The sequence below is a fragment of the Lentibacter sp. XHP0401 genome (genome assembly GCF_025751535.1).
GTDB lineage: Bacteria > Pseudomonadota > Alphaproteobacteria > Rhodobacterales > Rhodobacteraceae > Lentibacter.
The window spans coordinates 207,091-225,264 of record NZ_JAOWLC010000005.1 but is presented as its reverse complement, the minus strand read 5'-3'; the positions used below and the strand labels follow the sequence as shown (position 1 = coordinate 225,264).

Sequence of the window (18,174 nt, the reverse complement as noted above, 5' to 3'; positions counted from 1 at the left end):
TTAATCCTCATAAACAATGCGGCCCTTCCAGCGGGTTTGCAATGGTGCGCAAGCACCGATTTCTTCGGGTGTCATCTCGGAAAGCAATTTTGGCAGGGTGATAAAGTCCGCCCATTTTCCTGCGGTGAGAGAGCCTGTTTCGGCTTCCATGCGCAAACTGCGCGCACCTTGGAGTGTGAACAGGGGCAGCGCTTGGGCAAGGCTGATGGCCTGCGCAGGGCCGACCGTGCCGCCGAACTGCCCCGTTACATCGCGCCGCGTTAACATACCTGCAAGCCCTGTCCACGGGTTTGCATCCGGGGCCGAGGCCGGCCAGTCGGAAGCATATGTCATCTCGGCTTTGGCGGCGAGCAGGTCGGCAAAGCGGTGACATTTCTCGAGCCGTTTTTTGCCCAAAACAGCGGTTTGCGCGGGTGTTGCGGCGTTTGGATACCAGAGCTTGGGTGACATTTCGGCCACCGCACCAAGAGCGGCAAAGCGTGCCAAGTCGGCATCGGAGACAAAGGTGCAATGGGCAATCTCGTGGCGCAGCCCACTTGGCCCGTTGGCCGCGCGTGCGGCGGCAATAGCATCAAGCCCCTTGGCGATGGCGTTGTCGCCGACGGCGTGCATCTTCACGGTGAAGCCGCGCGCATCAAGCTCGGTCACGATGGCTGCGTGCTCGGCCGGGTCAATCAGTAAGGTGGCATCGGGGGTGTGGTTGGCCACGTCATAGCCCGAACTGGCAAGGTAGGGTTCGGCAAAAGACGCGGTGAAGCCGGGGGCAACGCCATCAAGGAAGAGCTTGGCGTAATCCGTGCGGAGGTTTTCACTGCGGAAGGTTGTGCGCAGGCGTTCCATTTCGGTGTAGCTCACGTGACCTGCCGCGATACCTGCCTTGACGATATGCGCGGCGGCGTGAAGCGTCATCTCTCCGCGCTGATCGGCGGCATGATAAGCGCGCAATTCCGGTTCGTAGGCCATCGGCTCTTTGAAGGCGGTGAAGCCGAGGGCATTGAAATAACGGGTGAATTTGCGCGCGGCCTCGGCCATTTGCACATCGGTATAGGCTGTGAGTGCACGCAGTGGACTTGTGGCGGCTTCGGCGAAAATGCCGCTGGCAGTGCCATCTTCGTTGCGCTCGATTACGCCGCCTTTGATATCGTCTGGCACGCCGCCAAGGCCCGCCTTCTCGATCGCCAGAGAGTTGGCCCAAGCCAGATGTTGCGAGGTGTCAAACAGCACGATCGGGTGTGCACGGCTCACATCATCCAGCAGATTACGCGGGCGCGCGCCCATTTCGGTCCGCATTTCATGGCGCCATGGACCACCGCTGACAGGCGTGCCCTCTGGCAGGCTTGCTGCACGGGTGCGGGTGGCCTTGATAAGCTCTGCGAGGCTCGCGCTATAACCGACATAAACATCAAACAAATCACGGCACGCGCCCCACAGCGCATGGGTGTGGCTTTCGACAAGCCCAGGCATAATATGCCGCCCGTGAAGCCGCGTGTGCTTTGTGCCAGCGCCTGTCAGCGCTTCGATTTCGGCGTCCGTGCCTACGGCCAGAATGCGGCCGCCGGCAAGTGCCATTGCGCTGGCGAGGGGCTGGTGCGGATCCATTGTCAGAAGCCTTCCACCTGTGAGAATTTCGTCGGGGATCGGATGGGGCATTGGGGACTCCTTTTAGCGGATATTGGCTGAGGTGCGACATATTGTCAAAAATTTGTTGACTTAATCAACTAAATTGACACTGTTAAGGAAAGGGGAGGGCCAGACATGCAAGCCAGAAAAGCAGAGCAAGCTGACGTGGAGCAAATCCATCCGCCAATTGAGGCGGTGACGGATGCGCTTTCTTTTCGAATTGCTCGTTTCAATCTGCTCAACGAGCGGCTTGGCGGCGCGAACTTCCAAAATCGGCTCGGTGTGACGCTGAACGAGTGGCGTGTGATAGGGCTGACCGAGGCTTTGTCGCCTGCCGTGGTTTCTGATGTGCGCAAGATGCTTTTGATGGATAAAGGCCAACTCAGCCGCGTGGTTAGCGGGCTGGTTGGCCGCGGGTTTCTTACAACCCACCCCTCACAAGAAGACCGCCGCGTTGTGACGCTTTCGCTGACCAGGGCAGGGCGGGAACTGCACGGGCGGGTGCTTGCCGAGGCTGCTATGCGTAACGAAAGCGTTGTGGGCTGCTTCACACCAGATGAGTGCGCCGAGTTTTTGCGGCTGCTCGATAAGCTGACGGCGCACAGCATCGAGAGAGCAAAAGCGGAAGGGGTTACACTATGAGCGAAGGGTTGACGCCAACTGGCCCACAAACCCCGCTGCAACAGGCCGGAGGCGTTCTGGCGGGGGTGTTCTCGCTTGTTGTGATTGCGGTCATCGCGTTTTTCACGCTCGATGAGGTGACAGCCCGCTTTGGTGTGATTGCGCTTAGCTCGGCGATTGTGCTGCTCACGCAGTCCGCCGCCAAGACCCAGCTTTTCGAGCGCGCACCGTGGCTTGGCTATGTGTTTGATGCGCTTCTCGTGGCGGCGTTTGTCTTCTCGGCGATCTGGTTTTACCGCGTCAAGGCTGAGCTTTGGACAGGGTTCTACATGGCGACTCCGATGAACATCGCGGGCGGCCTCATGGGCGTTGCCGCGATCATCTTACTGACCATTCGCGCATGGGGTTGGTCTCTTGTAATTATGGCGCTTTGCTTTGTGGCCTTCGGCTTTGCTGGGCCGTATCTGCCCAGTATTCTCAAGCATTTCGGCACAAACATCGCCGATTTCATGCAGATTGTCTGGTATTCCTTTGACGGTGTCTTTGGCCGCACGACCGGGCTTGTGGCCGATAATGTGCTGATCTTCCTCATCTTCGGAGCGGTGCTCGAGCGCACAGGGGCGGGCGAAAGCCTCATTCATATTTCCACGGCTCTCACAGGCCGTATCCGTGGCGGCGCGGCTCATGCGGCCATTGTGGCGAGTGCAGTCTTTGGCATGATGTCAGGCTCCGTTGCGGCTAATATTGCAGGCACTGGCGTGTTCACGATCCCTATGATCAAGCGACAGGGCTTTTCGGCTAACTTTGCGGGCGCAGTTGAAACAGCGGCCTCCTCGGGCGGGCAACTCACCCCGCCGATCATGGCGGCAGCGGTCTTTATCATGGCCGATCTTGTGGGCATGCCCTTCGCCATGGTGATTGCTGCCGCAGCCCTGCCTGCTTTGTTCAAATACATCGGCCTATTTGCGCAGGTTTACGCCGAGGCGATCCGGCTTGATATCAAACCAATGGCCAAGGAAGACCTGCCCGTGCTCACAGCGCGGGACTGGCTTAATTCACTTCTCGTGTTCTTGCCCATTGCGATGCTGATGGCCACTTTCCTGATGGGCAAATCGCCTGCCACAGCGGGGCTTGTGGGTGTGCTCACAGCCATAGGTGCGGGCTTTGTTCTTAACCCCAACTTCCGCCGCGAACCCAAGCGAATCTGGGATGCGCTGGTGGCTGGGGGTATATCTTCCGCACAGATTATGCTGGCAGTTGCTGTTATTGGCGTTGTGCTGGCGGTCATCAACGAAACAGGCGTGGCTATCCGTTTTGCCACAGCAATTTCAGGCTGGGGTGAGGACTATCTCATCATGGCGCTCATTCTGGCGATGTTCGGGGCGCTCATCCTTGGCATGGGGCTGCCCACGCTGCCCGCTTATCTCATTATTGCGATCATGATTGCGCCTGCGATCATCAAGGCAGGGGTGCTGCCGCTCGCGGCGCATATGTTCGTGCTTTACTATGCGGTTTATTCTTCGATTGTGCCGCCTATCGCCTATGGCTGTTATGTGGCCGCGCCCATTGCGGGGGGCAACCCTTTGCAAACGGCCTTCGTTGCGCTGCGTATTTCGATTGTCGGGCTGCTTGTGCCCTATGTCTTTGTTTATTCGCCCTCGCTCCTTCTGGTCGCGGGGGAGTTTAGCTGGAGCGAGCTTGTTATCACAATGCTCCGCCTCCTTGCCGCGATCTGGATGTTTGCCACCTCGTTGGGCCGCGCGGACCCGATGTTGGGGCGGATCGGCATTGGCCAGTCAGGCGTGCGCTTTATCATCGGGGTCGGGGCCATGATCCCCATTCCGATGGTCTATGTTCCGGCTCTCATACTCACACTTGTTGCAGGACTTTTCTCACGCCGTTTGACGGTGCAACCAGCGTAAAACAACCAACATAAAAGGGAGAAAACTATGAAGGATATGTTTGCCAAAACACTGCGCTTTGCCGCTGTAGGGGCCGTTGCGGGCGGGCTAATGGCCAGTGCTGCAGTTGCCGAGATTTATAAGGTTACCTCAATCGCGCCGGGTATGTCGCCCTTCGTGGTCAACACGGCGATTTCCAAGGTGGTCAACACCAAGGTTGATGGCGTGGAGTTTCAGGTGCGCGCGACGGGCGCTGCGACCAAGCACATGGTTGACGCGGGCATGGGCAAGGTTGATTTCCTCTTTGGCTCGCCGACCATCAACTGGCTGATGGTCAACAACATCGGCCCCTTCAAAGACATGGCCGCGGCTCCCGAACTTGAAAAGGGCGTTGGGATGATTTTCTCTTACCAGATGGGGCCGTATCACTATGTGACGCGTGCGGATTCAGGCATTATGACGCTCGATGACATGAAGGGTAAAACGGTTTTCTTCGGTCCTCCGGGCGGGGCTGCAAAAAACGTAGTGACGACTAATGTAAAGGCAGCCACAGGCCTGACACCAGAAGATATGAACCTGGTGGAGTTTGGCTATGATGCGGCGATTCAGGCATTTCAGGATGATAAAGTCGACGTGATTGTACTTCCGACCAACTCGCCGAGCCCGTCTATCCAGCAGTTTTCACTGACCAAAGAGATTCGCCTTCTGGATGTGCCGATCGAGAAGCTTTCGATCAACCCTGCGACAGGTGGCACCGTTAACGAGATTGCTGCGGGTACATATGGCGAGAACCAAATGAATGAGTCTAGCATACGCACCCATGGCGCGATTGTGAATTTCAGCGCCGGTATGCATGTGGATGAAGAGGTGGTTTATCAGGTTACCAAAGCGATCTGGGAGAACCTGAGCGATATCCATGAGGCTGCGGCATGGATGCCGAACACGATCACCAAGGAAGACGGCCTTGCCCTCATCGCCAGCCGCCTGCACCCTGGTGCAGAACGCTACTACCGCGAAGCGGGTTGGGACATTCCTGAGCCAGTTGTCTTTACCAAAGGCAACTGAGCGAACTAAATTGTGAGCAAGGCCCGTGGCTTAGGCTGCGGGCCTTTTGCGTTGCCGATTTGCTCGATTGACAGAGACAGGCGCGGCTGCATAACTGGCCTTAGATGGTTCTGGCCAGTTTGTCAGATGAAAATGGGAACACGGTGCGGCCCGCCTTCAACGGCATATGGCTTATTCCGCGACTGCCCCCGCAACTGTAAGCGGCGAGCGCCCTCCGAAACATCCACTGAGCAAGATGTGCTCGGGAAGGACGGAGACGCGCTTTGACCCGCAAGTCAGGAGACCTGCCATCAGATGTCAACCACCGGGCGGGGTGCCTCGGAACGGGTGATTGCTGATGGCTTATGCCGCGATCTCTCTTTCCAAGCCCTTTGCCCAAACGATTCGCGCGGAGGGCGCTATGATTTTGGAAAGAACGCTGCACATGTTGCAGACACAAACTGACACTGAAGATCGAGTGGCCGAACTGGCCCGAATGGGCTTTATGCAGTGGCTCGGCAGCCTTAAGGGCTGCGCAAGCTTCCCGCTACAAGCCGAGTATGCTTTGAAGGCGGCGGAAAAATTCCGACAGACCGACCCTGCCGTGGCGGTGTTTTGCGCTCTTATCGAGGAATCTTTACTTATGCCGCCCCGACCCATGAGCCTTGCGTTGCCTCAAAAACGCCGCCGTGGCGGCGCAAAGTCTCGGCGTCAGCGTATCTAGTGCACAAGGAGAACTGGCTTGAAAGTTCGCCAGCGAAAGGGATGGCTTCGGCAACGGCCAATTCAGTGCGCGATATGTGAAAGGGGGCTTGCCCCATCCGTTGATGGTTTTGACTTCGATGAGCCGCGGAGGACCCTCTGGTGTGAGGCTGGCACTGTCATCACACTCCGCATCTCGCAGGCTCTGGCGCTAGAGTATGCTCTTAATCGGCCTCTGATGCTGTATTTTGGTCCATATGGAAATGGAGGCGAGTAGGAGAATCGAACTCCTGTACACGGATTTGCAATCCGCTGCGTAACCACTCCGCCAACTCGCCGAAGCCATGGGTTTCTTAGGGTTTCCTTGCCGCGCCTGCAAGGGGGTAAACGGCCAGTTCTTACTTTCTTGCTTTGTGTCCGTCTTTTTGCCGATCGTTTGAGGCGGCCCATCGGAGGTGAAGGGTTATTTATTGTTGGCACTCTGCTGGTCTGGAGACATCTCTTCCACCCCGGACTTGGGGCGAAGGAGATGTCCATCAGTAAGGATCAACGCGGGATGCAGTGCAATGTGCAACTGTGGGGACATTCAGGGCACCGTGATGTCGGCCTTGCGGATGTAGTGGAGGAACCTGAGCCCCGGTTATGATTTCACCCAAAGTTCGCGCTTGGTATTGCACAGGCATTCGTGGCCGTCTTCAGTGATCAGAATTGGTTCGGTGATTTCCAGTCCGCCATCATCCAGCCACAGTGCCGGCATGAAGTGGAACGTCATTCCCGCTTCCAGTATGGTGGTATCGCCGCGCCGGAAAGATATGGTTCGCTCGCCCCAATCCGGGGGGTAGCTGATGCCGATGGCATAGCCACAACGGCTGTCCTTTTCGAACCCGGCCTTATTTAGCGTGGCGTTGAAGGCGTTCGCGATGTCCTGTGCCTGATTGCCTGGTTTAGCCTGCTCCAGACCGGCCTCGATTGCGTCGAGCACAGCGGATTCTGCATCACGATACTTTTGGGGGACCTCGCCTAGAAACAAGGTGCGCGACTGTGGGCATTGATAGCGGCGGTGTGCGCCCGCGATTTCAAAGAATGTTGCTTCACCTGATTGCATGGGGCGGTCATCCCACGTCAGATGCGGTGCGGTGGCGTCAAGGCCCGATGGAGCCATCGGCACAATGGCAGGGTAGTCCCCCCAAAACCCGTCAATACCGCGGATGCTCGTTGCATAGATTTCTGCGATAAGTTCGTTTTTGCGAACGCCCGGCTCGGCGAACTCGAAAATGCGTTCATGCATTGCTTCTGTGATACGGGCGGCACGCTGCATGTATTCAATTTCGCGTTCCGATTTAACAGCGCGCTGCCAGTTAACCAGCCCAGTTGCGTCTTTGAATGTGGCCTTTGGCAGAGCCGTTATCAGCTTTTCATGAGCTCTGGCGGAGTAATAGTAGTTGTCCATCTCCACGCCTATGGTTGCGGCCTCCAGCCCGACCTCGGCCAGAAGTAAAGCAAGATCTTCCATCGGATGCTTCTCGGGGTTTTGTACGAAAGTGTCGTCGTAGCCGCGAATCTGATCATCTTCTTCCATAAAGACAGTGCGGCGCGCACCAAGTGCATCCATTGCGCGGCCCCACCAGATCGGGTCGCCCTCATGGGTCAGGATGACCCCCTGAAAGACGTAAAACGACCAGCCGTCATAGCCTGTGATCCATGACATATTCGACGGGTCAATCATGAAAATTGCATCGAGACCCTTGGCAGACATACTGGCGCGGGTCTTGGTGATACGGCGCTGGTATTCGTCTGTTGTGAAGTTTTTTTGATATGTTGTCATGTGCCAGCCTTTGGTTTTGAGTGCCGCAAAGGGCACGTATCGCGATTACAGAACCTTGAGCGCCAGTACCGGTCAAATCGACGGTGGTTACTTATTCAGGGATTTGTGATCGGATTTTAGTGTTGAATATAGGCACTATTGCCCCTTTTTCGCGGGTTTTATCGACCAAATACGCCATCAAACGGAACGCCTCCGACTCTTCGATGATTTGTCATCAGCACCTCACATCATTGGGGAGCTTACGGGGCTTTGTAACTGGCAATAAGGCTAGGCTGGTTGCGCGCAACGCATGGCTTGGTGTTGCGCCAATCGCGTTTTTTTACGGGTAAAGCTGTGTAGGAGCTAAACGTATCTTTGATGTGCAAAAACAGAAAATAAGACCATGTTTCTGCGAGGGGTGCGACCAATCTGTGGCCACACGCGGATATAGATGTCAGACAACAAGGACCGGTTGCTTGGCCAGTCCTGTCACTTTATGTGACACGCTGCCGAGCAAATAGCCGTCGATTGCGCCGTTTCCACGAGAGCCCAGCACTATCAAATCCGTCTCGTGTTTCTTTGCAAACTCCACGATTGTGCGGGAGATTTGACCGGACCTTACGAAGGCCCGTACGTCGGTAAACCCGCAGTCATTCGCGATCTTGCGTCCGTTGTTTGCGATCTCGGTTGCGCCTGCTGCCAAAGCCTTGTCTGGCGTGTCGTGCTCTGCGCCACGCACCATCGAGAATGATGCTTCCAGCATGGAGTGGTGCCGGTAAACCGTAAGAATCATCATCTTCGCGTTGCAAAGCTGTGCAAGCTCGACGGCCTTTCTAAGAGCTCTTTCAGATTGGGCGGACCCGTCAAAAGGGACTAGGATGTTTTCAAACATAGGTTATCTCACTTGAACGCAATATCACGCAGGAACAGGGCGATCTGAGGGAAGAAGATCAAGGCAATCGACACTGTCAGCAGCATAAAGATGAATGGCGGCGTGCCGCGAATGACCTCCATATAGGGGCGCTTGAAGACGGCAATGGCTGTAAATATATCGCAGCCGAACGGGGGCGTGGCCGAGCCAATCGCGACTTGCAACGTGATGATAATACCAACGTGCACCGGATCAAGCCCGACAGCATTCACAACCGGCGCAAAGATCGGGACCAACACCAGGATGACGACGATAGGGTCAACGAACATACAGCCGACGAAGAACGCGACGGAGATGACGAACAACACGCCAATCGCGCCCATTTCATCAATACCGACAGCACCAAGCACCGATTGTGGGATCTGTGCGAAAGAGATGATCCATGAGAAGGCTGCACCTGCTGCCACGAGAATGAATACAACTGCGGTGATCAGACCTGTGGATTTTGCGGTATCAAAGACGCCTCGAACGTTCAGCGACTTGAAAATCACGACCTCAAGAACAAGCGCATACAGCACACAGGCAGCCGCGGCTTCGGTTGGAGAAAAGATGCCGCCATAAATCCCGCCGATAATGATCGCTGGAAAACCCATGGGCCAAAGGGCGCGTTGCACCGCTTTGATGCGCATGGCCCAAGCGGCCTTTGGTTCGGTCGGTACGTCATTGCGGATCGCGTAAAGGACCGAGTAAATCGAAAACATGAGAAGGATCAGCAAGCCAGGGCCGATGCCCGCGATGAACAGTTCCGCGATCGACGTGTTGGAAACAACGCCATAGATGATCATCCCGATAGAAGGGGGGATCAAAAACGCGATGTCACTTGCATTGACGATCAGAGCGAGAACAAAATTGTCTTTATAGCCCGCCTTCAACATGCGCGGGCGCAAGGGCGAACCGATGGCAACAACGGTTGCCTGTGTTGATCCTGACACGGCGCCAAACATGGTGCAGGCCGTTGCTGTTGTCACAGCAAGTCCGCCCTTAAGATGGCCGACAAAACTCATCACCATATCAATCAGGCGGCCAGCGGATTGCCCGCGTGTCATGATGTCGGCTGCGAAGATGAACATTGGCACAGCAATGAGAGAGGCCGGACGAATACCGGCGATCATTTGCTGGACTGCGGTTTCAAGCTGTCCGAAATCACCAAAGATCATCAGGAAGCCGGTGAGTGTTCCGGCCAAAAGCGGGATCATCATCGGAAAACCCAAAAGCAAAAGCACGATCATGACTGCAAAAACGGTTAGTGCCATGGATCAGATCTCCCGTTCGTCGTTGTCGTAGCCTTCGAGCACGTTTGTCGAAAGGTAGATGTCATTTTCGATGATGTTTTTAACTGCTGTCAGGGTGTATTGAATGCCCGTAAGCAAGAAACCCAATGGCACCCAGCATAAGGTAATCCAGACGGGTATTTGCAAGGCGGGCAGGACGCGTCCGCGCCCCATTGTTGTCAGCAGGAATTGCAAGGAATACCATGCCAGGCCCAACATAAAGGCCGCCGTGACAAGCGAAATCAGGATTGTGAGAAGTTTTCGCGGGCGCGGTGGCAACGTATCATAGATCGCAGACATGCGGATGTGGCGTCCGTGACGCGCGGCATAGCTGATCCCTGCAAAGGTAATCAGAATGATGAGGATTCTGTTCAGCTCCTCCGAAAAATAGATACTTTCGAAAAAGACGCGGCCAATCACATTTGCCACAGTGTTCAAGGCCATGAGTAAAACGCCGAGCGCGAGCATTATTGCTTCGAGTCGTGCAATGGCGAGATCAAGCACCCCTAGAAGCCCCGGCAATGCCGACGTCGTATCTTCGAGGATGTCCTGTTCGACATCGGTGCTGATGATGGCGGCCGGATCGGGCGACTGGGGCGGTTCTTGCGTCACAGGGAATTCCTGATTTTGGAAAAAGAAATAGGTGGTGTGTGTCGGGCTCTATCTAGCCCGACACATTGGAACGAAGTTCATTCCGTGGCGCCTTCTGCTGCCTTGAGGTCTGCTTTCAACTGGTTGAGAATTTTCTCGCCACGCTCTCCTGCCATTTCGATGAATGCAGCTTCGACAGGTTCTGATGTCGCCATGAACGGCTTGCGCTCTTCCTCTGACAGAATGTTGATTTCCATCTCGGGCTTGGCTTTGAGGATATTGTCAAAGCTCTTTTCACCCAGTTCCTGCTGGTAGCCGAGGATGTATTCAAACGCAGCGTCCGTGGCGTTTTGGATCAGCTCCTGATCCTCTTCGCCGAGGCCATCAAAGAAGTCTTTATTGGCCATCATTGCAGTGGTGAAGTTGTTGTGACCAATGCAGGTGATCACGTCGGTGACTTCATACATCTTGGTTGAATCAAGGAAGAACCGAGGGTTTTCCTGACCTTGGATAATGCCCGTCTGCAAGGCGCCGTAGACTTCGCCCCATGGCAATGGTGTCGGTGTTGCACCAAATGCAGCATAGCTTTCAACAAGTAGCGGGTTGGTCATGACGCGGAACTTAACGCCGTCCAGATCCGCAGGTGAGCGGACTGGTTCTTGCGTTGTCATGCAGACTTCGCCTTCCGGATACATTGTCATAAGTTCAAGCCCTTGCTCGGCATATAGCTCGGGGAACATTTCGTTAATGGCGACAGAATTTGTGAAGAATTCTTGAAGCGTATTCTCGTTTTGCGGCAAGAGGTAAGGCACAAAGAACACCTGTGCTTCAGGGATCAGCGCGCCAGTGAAACCCGGCGATTGGTTCACAAATTGCAAAATGCCGGCTTGGGCTTGTTCCATGATGTCTGCGCTTTCGCCCAATGTCCCGAATGGGAACAACTGGACCTCATGATCGGAGTTGGCTTCGATCTCTTCTTTGAATTTTTGGGCAAAGACACCCTGTACTTCGGTTGCGGCCTCTTCGTGGGCATAGCGCCAAGTGTCAGCGAAGGCTGTATTGGCGGACACGAGAATTGTTGCTCCGGCAAGAACGGCTTTCAGGTTCGGTCGCATAAGGTACTCCTTAAATTGATTTTCATCCCCCGCAAAGCAGTTTGCGGGCATTCCCATCAAGGATTGAATCAATACAAAGTGGAGTCAATGACAACATTAAATCATTACAATGTGTCGGCTGGAGTAACGGCTGGTCTCATTTCAGAGGCCAGCCGTGCCAGTGCTTGCAGCCCCCCGCGCAGGTCTGTCGGGTTCTTTTGACCAAGGGATATGCGCACCCCGGGCAAGGATGGCAGGGTTCCGATAGAGAAAGTGGAACCAGGTGCGACGAGCACGTCATCATTGCGCGCAAGATCCACCAGTCGGGCTTCGGAGCCAATGTCAGGAAGAGGCAGCCATGCCATTAAGCCATTTGTGCGGACATCGAATGAATGCAGCACGTCCCAGGCTATGTCGCGCCGGGCTTGCAACGCAGTGCGCTGCCACTTCAAAAGTTGCTCGGCCGTGCCAGTGGCAATCATTTGCGCTGCGATCTCCAGCATCAATGGCGTAACCATCCAGTTGGTCAGCATGTGACGCTCCTGAATTGTCCTGGCAGCTGATTCCGGGGCGACGAGGAATCCGACACGCATCCCAGGCGCGATACACTTGGTCAAGCTGGTGAAGTAGTAACAACGTTCAGGAGCCAACTGTGAAAACGAAGGAATATTGATGCCATTCAGCGGCCCCCAGCTATCATTCTCGATGATTGCGACCCCATGTTGACGGGCAACGGCTACGAGCGCCCGCCGCCGCTCCTCTCCCATGAGGTTACCGGTAGGGCTACAACGTGGCATAACATAAATTGCCTTAATTGTCGCGGCCTGACAGGCCTCATTGAGGGCGGTGGGCAACATGCCCTCTCTATCGGTTTCAAGCCCCTTCAGACGCATTCCGAGACTGCGGCACAGAGATGGTAGAGTGTGATGCCCTGTTTTTTCCGCTACGATAAGATCACCACTGTGCGCCACACTTAATAATGCGACGGTCATTGCTGATGTGTTGCCATTCGTTGGGATAAAAGTCTGCTCCTGACGTTTAACACCACATAGCGCAAGCCATTGATCAATGGCTGGAATGTGTCGTTTGGCGATGGTGGAGGCACGGAATGAGAACAGCAGTTCATCGGGCAGGGCCTTTGCTATTCTCGTTAGTGCGGCCTTCATAGCATCCTTGTGGATGTCACTCGATACCGGCTTAAGGAGTGCGAGATCCAGTGTTCCCCGTTTTGCTCTCTGCGCGGAAAAGGGTAAGGATGCGGCGCCTGCCAAAGGACGCACAAAGCTGCCACGCCCTACTTCTCCTACGATTTTTCCGGCTTCGACAAGGCGGGAGTATGCGCGGCTTACAGTCTGGATACTGACGCCCAACTGATAAGCTAATTCCCTGTGTGTCGGGAGGCGCTGGCCAGGTTTAAGGGTCCCATTTTCGATTTTGTCCTCGATACAACTCATCAAGGAGCGGTATCGCGGGCGTTTCAGGTCGGATTTCGGAGGGAGCCATTCAATCATGACAATATCGTCCAATGTTTCATATCAATTGACAAGTCGTTCTGCTTGTTTGACATGATATCAGAATGAGTATGTTTCGCTTGGATAAGATTGATATTTCTTTATTGGCGCAGCTTGCCAAAAATGGGCGGCTGAGCAAAAGCGAGTTGGCGCGCCGTGTTGGTTTGGGTCCAACGGCTTGTTGGGACCGTATGCAACGGCTGGAAAAAGCCGGTGTGATTACTGGTTATAGAGCTGAATTTTCGCTCCGAGCCATCGGGCCATGTGTCACGATTTTTGTTATGGTCGAACTTGGCGAGCATAAGGCGCAGAATTTTGATCGCTTCGAGCGCGAAATTGCCCGCCATGAAGAAGTTACCGGATGTTGGGCGGTCGGTGGCGGATATGATTACCTGATGCAGATCGTCACACGCGATATCGACAGTTATCAGGCATTGATTGATACCGTTTTGGAGCAACGTGCCGGAGTCTCGCGATATTTCAGCTACATTGTTACGAAGGCGGTTAAAGACGCACCGCCACCGTTTGATGTTCTTTCAAAAATATAGCGCCTGCACCGATGATTTTTCGTTGGGAGCTGTGAACTTCAAGCAAAGCTTCGCCGGGGGGGAGGTTATCCTTTTGGAAACTCTCATTTTTGCGACGGAGTGCAACATGACTGCGATGATCAACAGCCGCCACCCTCTCTTCTCAGCACTTTCTGATAGTAAGCTGCTGCGCACCAAGGCGCATTTGAACGGTGAATGGGTGGATGGGCAGTCGGGTACCAGCCAGGCCGTTAACGATCCATCCAATGGTGCCAGGATTGCGCAAGTTGCCTGCTTGTCGGCTCTGGATGCAAAGCGCGCTGCAAAAGCGGCCCACGATGCGTGGCTTGGTTGGGCCGGATTGTTGCCGCAACAGAGGACTGAGATTTTGCGCCGTTGGTTTGAGTTGATGCTTGAACATCGTGAAGATCTGGTTCTGATCATGACCTATGAGCAAGGCAAGCCGATTTCTGAAGCACGGGGCGAAATCGACTATGCGGCCGCCTTTGTAGAGTTTTATGCGGAGGAAGCCCGCCGTCCCAACATTGAAAGCGTTACTTCGCACTTGCCCGACGCGGAAGTGGAAGTCTGGCGTGAGCCAGTTGGCGTGGCGGCTCTGATTACCCCTTGGAACTTTCCGTCTGCTATGTTGACACGCAAAGCCTCGGCGGCTCTTGCTGCGGGGTGCACAGTTGTCGCGCATCCTTCGATCGAGACACCACTGTCTGCGCTGGCACTGGCCGAGCTTGCGCAGCGTGCGGGTATGCCGGACGGGGTGTTCAACGTGATCACGGGGAATGCGCCAGATATTGTCGGAGCCTGGATGGAAGACGCCCGCATTCGTGCTGTTTCCTTCACCGGATCAACAGAGATTGGCCGTCTTTTATATCGGCAGGGCGCGGACACGATCAAAAGGTTGGTGTTGGAGCTGGGTGGTCATGCGCCATTCGTGGTGTTTGCTGATGCCGATATGGATCAGGCCGTGGAGGAGGCGATCAAAGCCAAATTCGCAACTTCAGGCCAGGACTGCCTTGGTGCGAACCGCTTTTTTGTCGAGCGTTCCATCTATGATGAGTTCTGCGCGCGTTTCACAACTGCTACCCAGGCTCTAAGCGTTGGCGTCGGTATGGATGACCCAGATATTGGCCCCTTGATGAACGCGAAAGCGATTGAGAAGCAGGAAGAACATGTGAAAGACGCGCTTGAAAAAGGGGCGCGCTTGTTGTGCGGTGGGAAGCTGCACCCGGCGGGCGACTTGTTTTACCAGCCGACGGTGTTGGCCGATGTCCCGGCGAATGCCAAAATAATGACCGAGGAAACATTCGGTCCTGTGGCTGCCATCACCTTGTTTGATACCGAAGATGAGGCGTTGAAGCGAGCGAATGACACCGAATACGGCCTTGTCGCATATCTTCATAGTCAAGACCCACGTCGTATCTACCGCGCCAGCCGCGCGTTGCGGTTCGGCATGGTTGCGGTCAACCGCACAAAGGTCACGGGGGCGCCGATCCCGTTTGGAGGGATGAAGCAATCGGGCCTTGGACGTGAAGGGTCACGCCTCGGATTGGAGGCCTTTACTGAAGTGAAATACGTATGCCGGGATTGGGCCTGACACCGTGCGAAGTAAGACGCCAAGATGCGCCGCGTTTAAAACGCAGGGTCTGACGAGAGAGTTGATTTTAGAATCCGCTGGCCTTTGGAAGCCACGTGGACAATGCAGGAATGAACGTGATCAGCAGCAATGCGGAGGCAAGGGCGATAAAGAACGGCGGCATTTCTTTGATCAAGGTCGAAGGCTTCATCTTCATGGTTGACGAAACTACGAAGATCAAGCTGCCAACCGGTGGCGTGGTGAGTCCCAGTGTCAGGTTTACGATGACTACGATTGCAAAATGATTGGGGTCTATTCCAAGTGCGAAGCTGATGGGAGCCAGGATGGGCACAAGGATCATCACGCCAGGGAGTGGGTCCATAAACAGACCGAAAATTAGCAGTAATACATTCACAGCCAGCAAGAACACGATTGGGGATAAATCCCATGAGATGATCGTTCCCGCAAGATACTGTGGGAGGCTCTCGATAATCAGAATCCAGGCAAAGGCACGTGCTGCTCCGAGGATCAGCAATACAGCGCCTGAGACCAGCGCGGCGCGAAGAATGATCGCCGGCAGATCCCTGATTTGGAGTGAGCGGTAGATAAACATACCAACGAGCAGGGCGTAAAAGACCGCGATGACAGAGGCTTCGGTTGGCGTGAAAACGCCAAAGCGAATACCGCCAACGATGAGCACCACGAGAAGCAGTGCAGGCAACGCGTAGAGTGCAATTCGCAAGATTTCCTTCGGTGGTGGCATGGGATCACCACTGGCGTAGCCGCGTATATGGCTCACGCGCGCGTTGGCCAAAATCACCATTCCGGTAATCAGGATCCCTGGTAAAACTCCAGCCATGAACAGAGAGCCGACCGAGACTTTTTCATCTTGCATGGCATAGATGATCATCGTGATTGATGGCGGGATGATGGGGCCGACAACTGAACTCGCAATTGTTAGGGCGCCAGCATAGGCACGACCGTAGCCGCCTCTTTCCATCATCCGTATCATCATTGTGCCGGGGCCTGCAGCATCGGCGAGGGCGCTTCCTGAAATCCCGGCGAACATCGCCGAGCTCACGACGTTGGCGTGCCCTAGGCCGCCTATTAGGTGCCCAACAAGAGACTGTGCGAGACGTAGCATTGCCAGAGTTACGGCGCCGCCAGTCATAATCTCGGCGGCAAGAATAAAGAATGGCACTGCTAGGAGCGGAAAGCTGTCGAGGCCTGAGAACATCTCTTTAACCACGACGATGTTAGGATATGATGACCCGAGATTAAGCGCGAGAAAGACAGAGATCGCCATGGCAAAGGCTACGGGGATTCCAAGCGCCAGCAGGATGAATAGGGCTGCGAATAGTATTTCAGCCATTTGCGCCTCCGGGAAGGACATCGCCTGTGTTGTCGGTGTTTTTATACTCACCTGCGGTGATAAAGGGATGTGCTATCAGGATGAGATGTAAGATCAGCAGGCCAAAGCCGATGGGCATTGCCGCATAGACATAAAGAAAGGGTATGCGCATTGCAGGTGTGACTTGATACTGCATGCGCTGTGCATATTGAATACCGACATAAACCATGAAGCAGAAGAACAGGAGCAATCCGACAACGATGGCGCCACGAAGAATCTTTTGGCCCATCTTCGGGAGTGCATCTTGCAGGTTTGTGATCGCGACATGTCCACCCGTGCGCAGGACCAAGCCTGCGGCGACGAATGTCATCCAGATCATGAGGTAACGTGCGGCTTCATCTGCCCAAGGCAATGACTGTGCCGTTGTGTAGCGCAACGCGATGTTCGCGCCGACGATAAGTGTCATCGCGGACAACATAAGGATGAGCACCCAGCTGTTCAGAGTGACGAAAATGGATTCCAGTCGTTTCAAAGGGCGCCCTCTGGCCGTGCGCCGGCGCCACGAGGGCGCCGGCTGACGTGTTTCACTCGAAGTTTACGATCGAGTCGACAAGCTCTTGGCCGTAAGTCTCATAGTAGCCCTCGTAGGCAGACTTGATCGAGCCTTGGAACGCGGCTTTTTCCTCGGCGGACAGGATATTTACTTCCATGCCCCGCTCCTTCAGTGTCTCTACGCCGGATGTTTCGACATTGTCCACATAGCCGCGCATTGTGACCACGGCTTCTGTCGCTGCTTTTTCCATCGCGGCTTTTTGTGTGTCATCAAGGCCGTCCCAGAAGGGCTTAGACACCAGCAGCATTGCGGGGGAGTAAACGTGGCCAGAGACTGTCAGATATTTCTGAACTTCATTCAGCTTGACTGACACGATGACGGAAAGCGGGTTTTCTTGTCCATCGATCACGCCCTGTTGCAGAGACGAAATGACTTCGGGCCATGCCATTGGAGTTGGCGCTGCGCCCATGGCGTCAAACGCGGCGAGGTGAACCGGGTTTTCCATGGTGCGGATTTTGAGGCCTTCAACATCTGCAGGCGTATGGATTGCGTTACGGTTGTTGGTGATGTGGCGGAAGCCTTGTTCGCCCCATGCCAGACCGTGGAGGCCGACACCGTCAAACTTGGCGAGAATATCCTGACCGATGGGGCCGTCCAGAACGGCGCGCGCATGTGGTAGGCCGCTGAACAGGAACGGAATGTCAAAAACGCCGGTTTCGGGCACGAAGTTTGCGAGTGTGCCCGAGGACACGATTGTCGCTTCGACTGTGCCGATCTGAAGCCCTTCAATGACTTCGCGTTCACCGCCAAGGCCCGATGATGGGAAATGTGTGACTTTGAACTGGTCGCCAGTTTCTGCAAGCAGAACTTCCTCAAACTTCAGTGCCGCCACGCCGTAGTGGCTGTCGGGTGCTAGCGCGTAGCCCAGTTTGATTTCTGTTTCAGCAAAAGCCGGAAAGCCGATTGCTACCAAAGCACCAGCGGCAGCCAGTGTGCGATAATTGATCATCATGGTGTCCTCCCATTAAACATAGAATATGTGCTACAGAAGCCTTGGGTGAT

At 54.9% G+C, this 18,174-nt stretch carries 16 protein-coding genes, 1 tRNA gene, 1 pseudogene and 1 riboswitch; of the genes and pseudogenes, 6 read left to right on the top strand and 12 right to left on the bottom strand.

What is annotated here, in order from left to right; genetic code table 11:
- Positions 1-1,650 carry an amidohydrolase gene (locus OE750_RS08865; RefSeq protein WP_263763631.1) on the bottom strand — a complete coding sequence of 550 codons (1,650 nt, stop codon included), beginning with the start codon at positions 1,648-1,650 and terminating at the stop codon, positions 1-3.
- A gap of 105 nt (positions 1,651-1,755) precedes the next feature.
- Here OE750_RS08865 and OE750_RS08860 point away from each other — a divergent pair, with 105 nt between their 5' ends.
- The 4 genes from OE750_RS08860 to OE750_RS08845 all read left to right on the top strand — a co-directional run bounded on the left by OE750_RS08860 (position 1,756) and on the right by OE750_RS08845 (position 5,910).
- Positions 1,756-2,262 carry a MarR family winged helix-turn-helix transcriptional regulator gene (locus OE750_RS08860; RefSeq protein WP_263763629.1) on the top strand — a complete coding sequence of 169 codons (507 nt, stop codon included), beginning with the start codon at positions 1,756-1,758 and terminating at the stop codon, positions 2,260-2,262.
- Positions 2,259-4,163 (top strand): TRAP transporter permease, encoded by a 1,905-nt coding sequence (locus tag OE750_RS08855; RefSeq protein WP_263763628.1) that lies wholly within the window; start codon positions 2,259-2,261, stop codon positions 4,161-4,163. Before OE750_RS08860 ends, OE750_RS08855 begins: the two co-directional genes overlap by 4 nt.
- 27 nt (positions 4,164-4,190) lie before the next feature.
- Positions 4,191-5,207 (top strand): TAXI family TRAP transporter solute-binding subunit, encoded by a 1,017-nt coding sequence (locus OE750_RS08850; protein ID WP_263763626.1) that lies wholly within the window; start codon positions 4,191-4,193, stop codon positions 5,205-5,207.
- Between the two features lie 88 nt (positions 5,208-5,295).
- A riboswitch (cobalamin riboswitch) is annotated at positions 5,296-5,514 on the top strand.
- Between the two features lie 117 nt (positions 5,515-5,631).
- On the top strand, positions 5,632-5,910 hold the full coding sequence (locus OE750_RS08845; protein ID WP_263763624.1) for a hypothetical protein: 279 nt from the start codon (positions 5,632-5,634) through the stop codon (positions 5,908-5,910).
- Between the two features lie 46 nt (positions 5,911-5,956).
- On the opposite strand, the pseudogene OE750_RS08840 reads toward OE750_RS08845, so the two are convergent.
- From OE750_RS08840 to OE750_RS08805, 8 genes and pseudogenes are all read right to left on the bottom strand, one after another.
- A pseudogene (locus tag OE750_RS08840) lies at positions 5,957-6,099 on the bottom strand (protein NO VEIN domain-containing protein); the annotation flags it as partial.
- Between the two features lie 53 nt (positions 6,100-6,152).
- Positions 6,153-6,226, bottom strand: a tRNA-Cys gene (locus tag OE750_RS08835).
- Positions 6,227-6,528: 302 nt separating this feature from the next.
- Entirely contained in the window at positions 6,529-7,713 is a 1,185-nt protein-coding gene (locus tag OE750_RS08830) for a M24 family metallopeptidase (RefSeq protein WP_263763622.1), read from the bottom strand.
- 433 nt (positions 7,714-8,146) lie between these two features.
- A complete protein-coding gene (locus tag OE750_RS08825; protein WP_263763619.1) occupies positions 8,147-8,584 on the bottom strand; it encodes a universal stress protein in 438 nt (145 codons plus the stop codon).
- Positions 8,585-8,592: 8 nt separating this feature from the next.
- The gene (locus OE750_RS08820; protein WP_263763618.1) at positions 8,593-9,876 is read right to left on the bottom strand and encodes a TRAP transporter large permease; all 1,284 of its coding nucleotides are present in this window, start codon (positions 9,874-9,876) and stop codon (positions 8,593-8,595) included.
- A 3-nt stretch (positions 9,877-9,879) separates the two neighbouring features.
- Entirely contained in the window at positions 9,880-10,440 is a 561-nt protein-coding gene (locus OE750_RS08815) for a TRAP transporter small permease (RefSeq protein ID WP_263763750.1), read from the bottom strand.
- Between the two features lie 143 nt (positions 10,441-10,583).
- Complete coding sequence (dctP, locus tag OE750_RS08810; protein ID WP_263763615.1) at positions 10,584-11,600, bottom strand: TRAP transporter substrate-binding protein DctP; 1,017 nt, start codon at positions 11,598-11,600, stop codon at positions 10,584-10,586.
- Positions 11,601-11,704: 104 nt separating this feature from the next.
- Positions 11,705-13,090 carry a PLP-dependent aminotransferase family protein gene (locus tag OE750_RS08805; protein ID WP_263763613.1) on the bottom strand — a complete coding sequence of 462 codons (1,386 nt, stop codon included), beginning with the start codon at positions 13,088-13,090 and terminating at the stop codon, positions 11,705-11,707.
- A 65-nt stretch (positions 13,091-13,155) separates the two neighbouring features.
- On the opposite strand from OE750_RS08805, the gene OE750_RS08800 reads away from it, so the two are divergent.
- Together OE750_RS08800 and OE750_RS08795 are read left to right on the top strand one after the other, a co-directional pair.
- Entirely contained in the window at positions 13,156-13,638 is a 483-nt protein-coding gene (locus tag OE750_RS08800; protein ID WP_318527992.1) for an Lrp/AsnC family transcriptional regulator, read from the top strand.
- Between the two features lie 106 nt (positions 13,639-13,744).
- Positions 13,745-15,229 carry an NAD-dependent succinate-semialdehyde dehydrogenase gene (locus tag OE750_RS08795; protein WP_412176211.1) on the top strand — a complete coding sequence of 495 codons (1,485 nt, stop codon included), beginning with the start codon at positions 13,745-13,747 and terminating at the stop codon, positions 15,227-15,229.
- Between the two features lie 67 nt (positions 15,230-15,296).
- Here OE750_RS08795 and OE750_RS08790 read toward each other — a convergent pair whose 3' ends face one another.
- Genes OE750_RS08790 through OE750_RS08780 form a run of 3 tightly spaced genes read right to left on the bottom strand, consistent with a single transcriptional unit; the run spans position 15,297 to position 18,124 of the window.
- Positions 15,297-16,580 carry a TRAP transporter large permease gene (locus OE750_RS08790; protein WP_263763611.1) on the bottom strand — a complete coding sequence of 428 codons (1,284 nt, stop codon included), beginning with the start codon at positions 16,578-16,580 and terminating at the stop codon, positions 15,297-15,299.
- Positions 16,573-17,091 carry a TRAP transporter small permease gene (locus OE750_RS08785; protein WP_263763609.1) on the bottom strand — a complete coding sequence of 173 codons (519 nt, stop codon included), beginning with the start codon at positions 17,089-17,091 and terminating at the stop codon, positions 16,573-16,575. The genes OE750_RS08790 and OE750_RS08785 overlap by 8 nt, the downstream gene beginning before the upstream one ends.
- A gap of 52 nt (positions 17,092-17,143) precedes the next feature.
- Positions 17,144-18,124, bottom strand: a complete 981-nt coding sequence (locus OE750_RS08780; RefSeq protein WP_263763607.1) for a TRAP transporter substrate-binding protein — start codon at positions 18,122-18,124, stop codon at positions 17,144-17,146.
- Between the last annotated feature and the right edge of the window lie 50 nt (positions 18,125-18,174).

What these genes read in the sequence shown, in the direction of transcription:
- OE750_RS08865 (WP_263763631.1), bottom strand. Translation starts at nt 1,650, where the DNA reads ATGCCCCATCCGATCCCCGACGAAATTCTCACAGGTGGAAGGCTTCTG.
- OE750_RS08860 (WP_263763629.1), top strand. Translation starts at nt 1,756, where the DNA reads ATGCAAGCCAGAAAAGCAGAGCAAGCTGACGTGGAGCAAATCCATCCG.
- OE750_RS08855 (WP_263763628.1), top strand. Translation starts at nt 2,259, where the DNA reads ATGAGCGAAGGGTTGACGCCAACTGGCCCACAAACCCCGCTGCAACAG.
- OE750_RS08850 (WP_263763626.1), top strand. Translation starts at nt 4,191, where the DNA reads ATGAAGGATATGTTTGCCAAAACACTGCGCTTTGCCGCTGTAGGGGCC.
- OE750_RS08845 (WP_263763624.1), top strand. Translation starts at nt 5,632, where the DNA reads ATGTTGCAGACACAAACTGACACTGAAGATCGAGTGGCCGAACTGGCC.
- OE750_RS08830 (WP_263763622.1), bottom strand. Translation starts at nt 7,713, where the DNA reads ATGACAACATATCAAAAAAACTTCACAACAGACGAATACCAGCGCCGT.
- OE750_RS08825 (WP_263763619.1), bottom strand. Translation starts at nt 8,584, where the DNA reads ATGTTTGAAAACATCCTAGTCCCTTTTGACGGGTCCGCCCAATCTGAA.
- OE750_RS08820 (WP_263763618.1), bottom strand. Translation starts at nt 9,876, where the DNA reads ATGGCACTAACCGTTTTTGCAGTCATGATCGTGCTTTTGCTTTTGGGT.
- dctP (WP_263763615.1), bottom strand. Translation starts at nt 11,600, where the DNA reads ATGCGACCGAACCTGAAAGCCGTTCTTGCCGGAGCAACAATTCTCGTG.
- OE750_RS08805 (WP_263763613.1), bottom strand. Translation starts at nt 13,090, where the DNA reads ATGATTGAATGGCTCCCTCCGAAATCCGACCTGAAACGCCCGCGATAC.
- OE750_RS08800 (WP_318527992.1), top strand. Translation starts at nt 13,156, where the DNA reads ATGAGTATGTTTCGCTTGGATAAGATTGATATTTCTTTATTGGCGCAG.
- OE750_RS08795 (WP_412176211.1), top strand. Translation starts at nt 13,745, where the DNA reads ATGACTGCGATGATCAACAGCCGCCACCCTCTCTTCTCAGCACTTTCT.
- OE750_RS08790 (WP_263763611.1), bottom strand. Translation starts at nt 16,580, where the DNA reads ATGGCTGAAATACTATTCGCAGCCCTATTCATCCTGCTGGCGCTTGGA.
- OE750_RS08780 (WP_263763607.1), bottom strand. Translation starts at nt 18,124, where the DNA reads ATGATGATCAATTATCGCACACTGGCTGCCGCTGGTGCTTTGGTAGCA.